A 9,984-nucleotide genomic window follows, 5' to 3' on the forward strand; every position below is an offset into this window, starting at 1 on the left:
TAAATGATCGGCATTACCTTTCTATGGGGCCTTTTTTATATCTTTTGGAGCTAGAATGGTTAAGACTAATACTCTTCAGGTCTATTTTTGCTAGCTTGTTAAATAGTTATAGCTTTCAACCAAATTGCACACCTTGCAATAGGTTATTTTTATTCAAAAAAATCTCCTTACTCAAATGAATCCTAATTAATAACCATAGTAGTAATGATAATAGTTATCTTTATTAAGTGGCTGAAATTAAAGGTTAATTTGTGTTTGCGTGTTTTTTGCTCTAATCTGTATTTATTGATATAGATCAATTTTCAGATAAGGAATACAGAATGAAAGGGCAACCCAAAGTCATCAGTCTGCTCAACAAGGTACTAACGAGTGAGCTGACAGCGATTAACCAATACTTCCTCCATGCGCGCATGTTCAAAAACTGGGGACTCGGTGAGCTTGATGAGAAAGCTTACAAGAAATCAATTCAAGATATGAAACATGCTGACAAGATCATTGAACGGATCTTGTTTCTTGAAGGGTTGCCGAATCTACAACAGTTGGACAAAATTCGTATTGGAGAGCATAGCCAAGAGATGCTCGAATGCGACAAAGTGATGCTGGAAGAAGAGCTAGTATTATTGCGAGATGCCATTGCACTGTGTGAGCAATCTGCTGACTACGTTAGTCGTGATATTTTGGAAGATCTGCTCGAAGATGAAGAGGAGCATTTAGACTGGCTTGAAGCCCAGTTAGAGCTTATTTCACTGACAGGTATTCAGAACTACTTACAATCTAAAATGGACTAACCGGAGACGATTATGAAAGGTAATAAAGAAGTCATCGATACACTTAATAAGTTGCTCACCGGAGAGTTGTCAGCAATGGATCAGTATTTTGTTCATGGCCTAATGTATGAAGATTGGGGGCTGAATGAATTGCATGAGAGGATTTCTCACGAATCAGATGATGAGCGTGAACATGCTAAAAAGCTGGTGCAGCGCATTTTGTTTTTAGAAGGTACGCCAGACGTCGCCAGTCGTGAACCACTCAATATCGGTAAAGATACTGAGCAGATGCTTAAGAACGATCTTGCTTATGAATACCAAGTGGCCGATAACCTTCGTAGTGCTATTGCTTTGTGTGAAGAGAAAAGAGATTACGAAAGCCGTGAGATCTTAGAGGTATTGCTAGAAGAGACTGAGTCTGATCATATGTACTGGCTAGAAAAACAGTTAGGTTTGATTGATAAAGTCGGCTTACAAAATTACTTACAAAGCAAGATGTAGCTAAATTAGGCTGGTTAACTAGGCGTAGCCATATTTGCTAGAGCACCTCACTTTTATAGTGGCGGTGCTCTTTTTTAAGGCGTTCTTTAAAGCTTATAAAGTAAAATTGCTTATATTTTGACTAAGTCTATACAGCTAATATTCAGCTAGAGAGGATTACTATAATAAGGTACAAATAATTCATTAAATTTGTTGCAGCGATGGTTTTTTGTACTAACCTTAGAATGCGCAAGTGTGGTTTTTTTGATAGCTAAAAAATACGAGGGGAGATTATGATTATTTCAGCAAAAAACAACGTTCATGAAAGCGATAACCAGCTGATAATCGAACGTCTTCTTTTTAAGATAAGAAAGCTTGAACAGCAACTTGAAATCGCTGAGTCAGGTAATAGACGCAGCTCTTCATCACAAAAGAGTAATAGCCAGTCGGCCCTCACTGCTGATGAACTTTCAATGTTGACGAATCTTTTCTAGTATTGGTCAGTCCTTTCATTACCTGAACATTCACTTTAGAGCCTTTCACTGTATCTGTATTGAAGCAGTAGCAAAATAATCTAGCATTGCTCTTTTCTTTTGAAATGATCCGCTAGCATTGCTAGCACTTTTATTTCAATGTAACTTTCAATTTACAACTCGCCAGTTAAATGTTGATTTTTCTGCTTTAATCTTGTGTTAATTCTGTTAAATTCATTATTCCTAGAAAAATATAATAATAAAGGAATATAGAATGCTTTGGTTTAAACGCTCGCTAAGTATGCAGCTGGTTGTGACTATTGTTGGTGCTTTGGCGGTACTGTTTACCATCGTCGCACTGTTCTTAGTTAAGAATGAAAGCACTAGTACGCGTCAACAAATTGATAGTGATCTCACAGGGCTGGTTCAACTCAAATCTACTGAAGTTCGCAGCTACTTTGTCGCAAAAGGGCAGTTGATCCATGCGGTGTTTGCAGACCCGAGTGTACTTGAGTGGTTTGCTAAATATAACAATCGTCTAAGTGACCTATCATCAGATAAACAGTACAAGTCTATTGTTGAGTACTTTAAGTTTTTCTCCGATCAAGACAGTGATATAAAATCTGTCTTCTTCGGCTCCGCCAATACCTTTGAATATTTTGACTTAAACGGCCGCTACAATGATAGCGAGTACTACACCAATAAGCGCCCTTGGTGGCAAGAAGCGATAGATAAAGATGGTATGTTTGTCGGCGATCCCGCTGTTGATGCCAATGATGGCTCCATATCTGCGACGGTTAAAACTGTTGTTAAAGATCAATCAGGCCGTTTATTAGGGATTGGTGGAATGGATATCTTAATTGATACCATTGGTAGCGAACTACTCGCGCCCATTAAGTATCAAGGTGCGGGCCAAGCCTTTCTTGTAACCAATGCTGGTAAGTTGGTTTATTTTCCCGGTTTTAATGAAAAATTCCCTCCAGGCTCAGATGCCTCAAAAGTCGATAGTCAATTTAAAGATAGCAGTGGCTTTAGCGCGTTAAGCAGACAGATGCAGTCACAATCGTCAGGATTTGCAGAAGTTACCTTTAAAGGTCAGTCTCAGCGAGTCAGCTTTGTTGAAGTTGGTGGTGATTTCCCTGAGCAGAAGTGGCATTTGGCCTTTATGTTACCAACAGAGGTCATTGAAGCGCCAGTAACTGACGCGATCATTAATTCAATTCTGCTCTCATGTCTGATCATGCTATTTGTTGGCGTTACCGTTTGGGGCATGCTGTTACCGTTTAGAAAGCAGCTCAATAGTTTACTCGCCGCGATGGAAGATATTGCCGAAGGTGATAGCGATTTGGCTAAACGGATCCAAATGGATAGAGAAGATGAACTTGGCAAACTCGGTAATGCATTTAACCGTTTTGCCGCCAAAGTTCAGGGAATGCTGCAAGAAACTCGCGACTTAACCTTAGAGGTTGAAAATGGTGTTTCAGCTGCATCTGAAGTCAGCGAACGTGCGCTTCACTCTGTTGCGCAGCAAAAAGAGGAGATAGCTTCTGTCGCAACAGCAGCCACCGAGATGGCGCATACTAGCCAAGAGATGGCTGCGAGCGCTCAGCGTGCCAGTGACTTTGCTGACAAAGCACAAGCGGAATCGGTTGAGGGTGGCGCTATTGTGGCGCAAGCGAGCCAAGGGATGCAGTCGTTATCATCGCAAGTCATTGAAGCAGCTAAAGTTGTTAAGCAGTTAAGAACTCGTTCAGAACAGATTGGCGAAGTGCTTAATGTTATTCGTGGTATAGCAGAGCAAACTAACTTATTAGCGCTTAATGCGGCAATTGAAGCTGCAAGAGCCGGTGAGCAGGGCAGAGGTTTTGCAGTCGTTGCCGACGAGGTAAGAACGCTGGCATCACGCACACAAGACTCAACAGCAAACATTCAAGAGATCATCCAAACACTACAGCAAAATGCCAATGAAGCTGAGCAAGTGATGGAGGCTGGCGTCGAGCAGGCCAACATCGGTCAAGAGCTTACTGGTAAAGTTGAAGTGGCGCTAGACAGTATTACCGGTGCCATTGAAGCGATCCAACAACAAACCATTGAGATCTCCGCTGCTGTTGGTCAACAAGCCGTGGTTGCAGAAGAGGTGGCATGCAACGTTGAAAATGTCAGGGCGCTGTCTGATGACTCACTCGCCGCCAGTGAGGAGTTATCGCACAACTTTGGTAACTTTGCACAAGTCACAGAGTCACTGTCGGGTAATATTAAGCAGTTTAAAATCTAGCGGTTAGTTTTAATTAATGACAGTAAAACGGAGCCGATTGGCTCCGTTTTTGTTATGTATAGCAGCAGAAATACACTTTGATAAATGACGCTTGCCCCCCTTTGAGCTAACTTTTCTTGAGTACTGTTTTTATATACAGTATAGTTCTGGTCGGAGGGTTTAAGATTGCGAAAAATAATTCATGTCGATATGGACTGCTTCTACGCTGCTGTAGAGATGCGTGATTTTCCAGAGTTACAAGGTAAACCCATCGCTGTGGGGGGACGGAGCGATCGCCGTGGCGTGATCAGTACTTGTAACTATGAAGCGCGTAAATTTGGGGTGCGCTCGGCAATGGCATCGGGCTACGCCCTCAAGCTTTGCCCTGATCTTATTTTGGTGCCCGGTAGAATGCAGGTCTATAAGGATGTGTCTCGTCAGATAAGAGCTGTGTTTGAGCGCTATACTGACTTGATCGAACCATTGTCGCTCGACGAAGCTTATCTTGATGTCACTGAAAGTGATCACTGCCAAGGCTCTGCAACGTTGATGGCACAAGCGATTCGTGAAGAGATATTTGTCGAGACAGGGCTGACTGCATCTGCAGGCATCGCTCCGGTTAAGTTTCTTGCCAAGATAGCCTCAGACCTAAATAAACCCAATGGGCAATACCTTGTCAGGCCTGACAAAATTGATGCGTTTGTTAAAACCTTACCATTAATCAAAATTCCCGGTGTTGGCAAGGTCACCGCTAAAAAGCTCACCGAACTGGGTTTAAACACCTGCGCCGACGTGCAGGCTTATCCGCAAAATAAGCTACTAGAACGATTTGGAAAATTTGGGGCTGTATTGATAGAAAGGGCAAAAGGGATCGACAATCGAGCAATATCCCCAAACAGGGAACGCAAGTCTGTGGGCGTAGAAACTACATTAGCAAAAGACATTCATACACTGGAGCAGTGCCGTGCGGTGTTGCCGCAGCTTATACAAGAATTGGGCGTTAGAGTTAATCGCAGCGCTAAAGATAGAGTGATTCATAAACAGGTGGTTAAGCTTAAATTTGAAGATTTTAAGCAGACAACGATTGAGCATCGCAGTGATGAGATCTCGGTTAATATGTTTTATCAATTATTAGAGCAGGCGATGGAGCGGCAACATGATCGCGGTATTCGTTTATTGGGAGTTTCCGTAGGATTAGCCTCAAACAGCCAAGCCGATAGCGATGAAGGTACAGAGCCGCCACAGATGGATCTTGGCTTTTAGCGATAAAACAAAAAAGCCGCTTTGAGCGGCTTTTTTGGGGCTAATTTATAAGATTAGCTACCTTTCACCGGTGTACGTTCAAGTACTGCCAGCAATAGTTTCCAGTACTGACCAACGGTAGTGATATTGACCTTTTCATCGGGGCTATGTGGGTAGCGGATGGTTGGGCCAATAGAAACCATATCCATCTCTGGGTACGGCTTCTTAAATAAACCACATTCAAGGCCGGCATGGATCACCATGATAGTTGGCTCTTTGTTGTAGATATCTTCATAGGTCTCACGCACACTTGCCATCACTGGCGAGCTATTGTCAGGCTTCCAACCTGGATATGCACCGCTAAACTCAACGTTAGCTCCTGCAAGGCTGCTTAACGAGGTCAGTACGCCCTCTATCTCTTCACGACCTGAATCAATCAGTGAGCGAATAAGACAAAGTACCTGCACTGAATCAGTTTCAGTGCTGATAACGCCAACGTTTAACGAGGTTTCAGTTACGCCTTCAACTTCATCACTCATGCGCACTACGCCGTTAGGGCAAGCATTGAGGATATCGATTAAAATCTGCTGTGAGTCTTCACTCATCACTTTAGTTTCGGCTGGTATTTCTGTCAGAGTTAGCTCAGTGTCTGGGTCGGCAATGGCTAATTCTTGGCGAACTAATGCTTGAAATTCGCTAATACGATTCTGCAGCAGAGTGACGTTTTCAGCAGGGAGCATGAAGCTAATTTGTGCTTCACGTGGGATTGCGTTACGCAGTGAACCACCAGTGAAGTTTGTTAGCTCAAGCGCTAGCTCATCGCTATGATCAAACAAGAACCTAGCCAGCAACTTGTTGGCATTACCACGACCTAAATGGATGTTCACCCCTGAGTGGCCACCTTTTAGACCTGCAAGCGATAGCGTATAGCTCGAGTTGCTCGGCTCTGGAGATTGCCAAACCATAGGCACGCTAATCTGGCCATCAACGCCACCTGCGCAGCCCATGTAGATCTCACCCTCTTGCTCAGAGTCAGTATTGATCAATATCTCTGCTTCAAGCATGCCAGCTTCCAAGCCAAATGCTCCGGTCATTCCCGCTTCTTCATCAATAGTCAGAAGTACTTCAAGTGGGCCATGAACAATATCATCAGCACCAAGAACCGCTAATGCTGAAGCCATACCAATACCGTTATCGGCACCAAGGGTAGTGCCACGAGCCTTAACCCAGTCATCTTCAACGTAGGCATCGATGGGATCTTTTTCAAAGTCATGCTCTTTATCAGCATTCTTTTGTGGAACCATATCGATATGCGCTTGCAGAACGACGGTTTTACGATCTTCCATGCCCGCTGTTGCGGCTTTCTTGATGATAAGGTTGCCGACTTTATCTTCGACAACAGACAGCTGTTTATCTTTAGCCCAAGCTTGAATGTGTTCACTCAAGGCTTGCTCATGTTTTGAAGGGTGTGGAATGGCACAGATTTGTTCGAACCATTGCCAAAGTGCTTGTGGTTGTAGCTGGTTTAGTGCGGTCACAGAAAGTTCCTCTATTTTGAGATTATCACTACTGCGCTGGTGCGCTTGAGGCTGAAAATGGCAACATTCTACCATAGTCTTAGTATCTGTTACTCCGCTTTACATAATCAGTGTCAGCAGAAGTTGCCATAGAAGATTTCAAGCTTGATGAAGTCGTTGGTAATCTGCACGCAATAGGATAATAATGCCAGCAATTAAAAATAAAAAGGAAGGGTCATGGCTGTAGTTAAATATGTTGATGTAGCCTCGCAAGAGGCGATATTTGAAGGTAATGGATGGGATGCACTAGTGGTCGTTGCTGCCGATCTCAATGCGATTAAGGTTGAAGAAGTGGCATTACTGGCCAATCATGGTCAGAAAGTTGACCAACGAGTCGGAAAATCGGTAACCCTGTTGTTTGCGCCAGGCATTGCGGGCGGTCGATTAGTCATTGCGCCGGTAACCAAAGCTGCTGATGAGTATGAAGATGTAAGAGTGTTTGCTGACGCGGCGCGCCAAGGTATTCGAGTCGCTAAAGAAGCGGGAGCTAAACGACCATTGTTACTAGTGAATGGTATCGGAGAGTCTCGTTATCAAAAAGCGGCCGAGGTATCGGCATTAGCGTGTGGACAAGAGTTATGGCAGGCGCTTGAACTACGCGAAGCGGGTGGGGCAGATGAAGCATTAGAGTGCATAGGTTTACTGAGTGATACTCACCACGCTGCTACACTAACGGCAATTGAGGCTGGGCGTGTGTTAGCACGTGACCTTTGTGGTACCGAGCCTGAGCGCATGTCAGCACCGGCATTTGCTGATTACTGCTTGGCTGCACTAGCAGATAGCGGCTTAACAATGTCAGTGGTAGAGGATAGAGATATTTTAGAGCGTGATTATCCGCTACTGAGCGCGGTTGGCCGTTCATCTTTTGCTGTACTGAGACATCAACCCCGAGTGGTTAAGCTAGAGTATGTCGGTGAGGGCGAAATCGAACGCACCTTTATGTTTGCTGGTAAAGGTGTGGTTTATGATACTGGCGGTGCAGATATAAAAATTGCTGGTGGCATGGCCGGCATGAGTCGAGATAAGGGCGGCGCTGCTGCCGTGGCTGGGTTACTAAAAACCGTTAGTATGCTTAAACCGAAAGGGATCCGTATTGTTGCTGAGTTAGGCTTAGTGCGAAACAGTATAGGTAGTGAGGCATTTGTGACCGATGAAATCATTACCAGTCATGCCGGCAAACGTGTGCGTATTGGTAATACTGATGCAGAAGGGCGACTGGTATTAGCGGATCTACTGTCGCATCTACGTCTTAAAGCGGAATCAGCAGTAAAACCTGAAATGTACTCTGTGGCAACGTTAACTGGTCACGTGGTGCGCTGTTTTGGTGGTTATACCGCCGCGGTAGAAAATAGTGTCGCTAAGCAGGCGAACGTTGCCGATAGTATTCAGCAACAAGCGGCTATTTGGGGAGAGCCAATAGAGGTTAGCCAATTGCGCCGAGATGACTTTAGTAAGATTATTGATCCATCAGCAGCTGCAGACATGTTGTCATCAAATAATGCACCTTCATCGGTGACAGCCCGAGGTCACCAATACCCTGCCGCATTTTTAATCCAAGCATCAGGGTTAAGCCAGCATGGTCTAAATAGCGATACACCGATTGCTTATACGCATTTAGATATCGCGGGTAGTGCGACCGAAGGTCATCCGCAATATGGTAGCCCAACAGCAACGCCATTAGTTGGGCTATTTAACTATATGGTGAATAGTCAGTAAGTTTTACACGCTAAACCGTTAAAGCCGACACTAAAGTCGGCTTTTTAATGCGACATTAAGTAATTAAATTACATTTCTAGGGTTGTTTTGGCTTTTTTAATAAAAATAGTTGTAATAAAACTACATTCAGATATAATGATTTCCGTTGATTAGGCAGGTGCCTAATCGAGCTAGTCTATCCAGGATGGATCATTCTCCAAGGAATCGAGCGACGAGTTGGCTTTGCTTAACCCACGATGGGGCGCAATTAGCATGCAGAGTATTTAGAATTCAACTTAGTTAGGAGTATTGATTATGTCTTTTACAAAGAGCACGACTATTTATTCGCAAAGCTTTTGGTTAAACACTGATGTTTTGCGTGGCGGTATATACGCCATGGCTTACAAGGGCTAACCACCTAGTAAGTCGCACGTTTCCATCACCCTTATGACATCTATTAGATGTTTTTAGACCAAGTTGTAGATTGACCAAATTTACAATTGATTATCGCTAGCGCGCTAACCAATTTCCATCAGAAAACTTGAATATGTCTTGCCCGCTCATTGAGCGGGCTTTTTTTTGCGTTATATATATTGATCTGCTTTAGTCATTTTTTGTCGATTCTGGTTAGGCTAAGGTAATTATTCTGATCTGAATCTGTTAACAACTGACATTCGCTTCAATAAATAGCGAATTTATGTGATCTACACACACTATAATTGTGGTTAAATTACGGTTGAAGCCGCTTTTTGGCATTATATTGAATTAATAGTTGTAATAAAATTACAGTTGTCTATAATGGCTCTCGTTGGTTAGGGTGAATGCCTACCACAGATAAGTCTATCCAGGATGGATAATTCTCCAAGGAATCGAGCGACAAGTTGACTCGTCAGTTTAATTGGTCTCAACCCCGTAATTAAATTGATTAGAGTATTTTTTTCAACTTTGTTAGGAGTAATGATTATGTCATTTACAGCTAGTAGTACTATTTATTCGCAGAGCTTTTGGTTAAACACCGATGTGATGCGTGGCGGTCTATATGCTATGACTTTTAAGGGCTAACCCTCCTTAAGAGTAGTTTCAATATCCATCAACCTTATAACACCCTTTGGGTGTGTTTAGACGCAAGTTGTATGTTGATGCTAGTCAACATGCCATTGATTAACGCTAGCGCGCTAACCGATTTCCTTATGGAACACTTGAATATGTCTGCCTGCTCTTTGAGCAGGCATTTTTTTTGCCTGAAATTTGAGGCTTTGCCTGTAATTCAAGGTTTTGTCTGGAGATTAATGGCAACAGCTTGCTATTAATTAATGCTAGCAGTGTTATGCCGATTTCCTTATGGAACACTTGAATAAAAGACATAGCCACCCTTAGTTAATAAAAGACAAGAAAAAAGACATAGCCACCCATAGTTAATGGCACAAATAACCCTCTCCTACTAAGCTTTAAAAGCGCATTTAACAAGGAGGTTGTATGCCAAGGCCAAGACGAAC

The 9,984-nt window shown here is 43.2% G+C and carries 7 protein-coding genes; 6 read left to right on the forward strand and 1 reads right to left on the reverse strand.

Annotation, left to right across the window (positions count from 1 at the left end):
- Positions 1-320: 320 nt before the first annotated feature.
- The 5 genes from bfr (AB4238_RS18165) to dinB all read left to right on the forward strand — a co-directional run bounded on the left by bfr (AB4238_RS18165) (position 321) and on the right by dinB (position 5,237).
- The gene (gene bfr, locus AB4238_RS18165) at positions 321-788 is read left to right on the forward strand and encodes a bacterioferritin (protein WP_220735981.1); all 468 of its coding nucleotides are present in this window, start codon (positions 321-323) and stop codon (positions 786-788) included.
- A gap of 12 nt (positions 789-800) precedes the next feature.
- Positions 801-1,268: a bacterioferritin gene (gene bfr, locus AB4238_RS18170; protein WP_248973208.1), complete on the forward strand. Its 468-nt coding sequence runs from the start codon at positions 801-803 to the stop codon at positions 1,266-1,268.
- Positions 1,269-1,540: 272 nt separating this feature from the next.
- On the forward strand, positions 1,541-1,741 hold the full coding sequence (locus AB4238_RS18175) for a hypothetical protein (RefSeq protein ID WP_371994342.1): 201 nt from the start codon (positions 1,541-1,543) through the stop codon (positions 1,739-1,741).
- Positions 1,742-1,994: 253 nt separating this feature from the next.
- The gene (locus AB4238_RS18180; protein ID WP_372034718.1) at positions 1,995-3,995 is read left to right on the forward strand and encodes a methyl-accepting chemotaxis protein; all 2,001 of its coding nucleotides are present in this window, start codon (positions 1,995-1,997) and stop codon (positions 3,993-3,995) included.
- Positions 3,996-4,160: 165 nt separating this feature from the next.
- Positions 4,161-5,237 carry a DNA polymerase IV gene (gene dinB / locus AB4238_RS18185; RefSeq protein WP_372034719.1) on the forward strand — a complete coding sequence of 359 codons (1,077 nt, stop codon included), beginning with the start codon at positions 4,161-4,163 and terminating at the stop codon, positions 5,235-5,237.
- 53 nt (positions 5,238-5,290) lie between these two features.
- On the opposite strand, the gene AB4238_RS18190 is transcribed toward dinB, so the two are convergent.
- Positions 5,291-6,754, reverse strand: coding sequence for an aminoacyl-histidine dipeptidase (locus tag AB4238_RS18190; protein WP_372034720.1), 1,464 nt, complete (start codon positions 6,752-6,754; stop codon positions 5,291-5,293).
- A 216-nt stretch (positions 6,755-6,970) separates the two neighbouring features.
- Here AB4238_RS18190 and AB4238_RS18195 point away from each other — a divergent pair, with 216 nt between their 5' ends.
- The gene (locus AB4238_RS18195) at positions 6,971-8,509 is read left to right on the forward strand and encodes a leucyl aminopeptidase family protein (protein ID WP_220735975.1); all 1,539 of its coding nucleotides are present in this window, start codon (positions 6,971-6,973) and stop codon (positions 8,507-8,509) included.
- The last annotated feature ends 1,475 nt before the right edge of the window (positions 8,510-9,984 follow it).

The sequence above is a fragment of the Shewanella sp. 10N.286.45.A1 genome (genome assembly GCF_041470405.1).
Classification (GTDB): domain Bacteria; phylum Pseudomonadota; class Gammaproteobacteria; order Enterobacterales; family Shewanellaceae; genus Shewanella.

Bases quoted from the DNA above. Each gene is read 5' to 3' on its own strand.
- bfr (WP_220735981.1), top strand. From the start codon at position 321: ATGAAAGGGCAACCCAAAGTCATCAGTCTGCTCAACAAGGTACTAACG.
- bfr (WP_248973208.1), top strand. From the start codon at position 801: ATGAAAGGTAATAAAGAAGTCATCGATACACTTAATAAGTTGCTCACC.
- AB4238_RS18175 (WP_371994342.1), top strand. From the start codon at position 1,541: ATGATTATTTCAGCAAAAAACAACGTTCATGAAAGCGATAACCAGCTG.
- AB4238_RS18180 (WP_372034718.1), top strand. From the start codon at position 1,995: ATGCTTTGGTTTAAACGCTCGCTAAGTATGCAGCTGGTTGTGACTATT.
- AB4238_RS18195 (WP_220735975.1), top strand. From the start codon at position 6,971: ATGGCTGTAGTTAAATATGTTGATGTAGCCTCGCAAGAGGCGATATTT.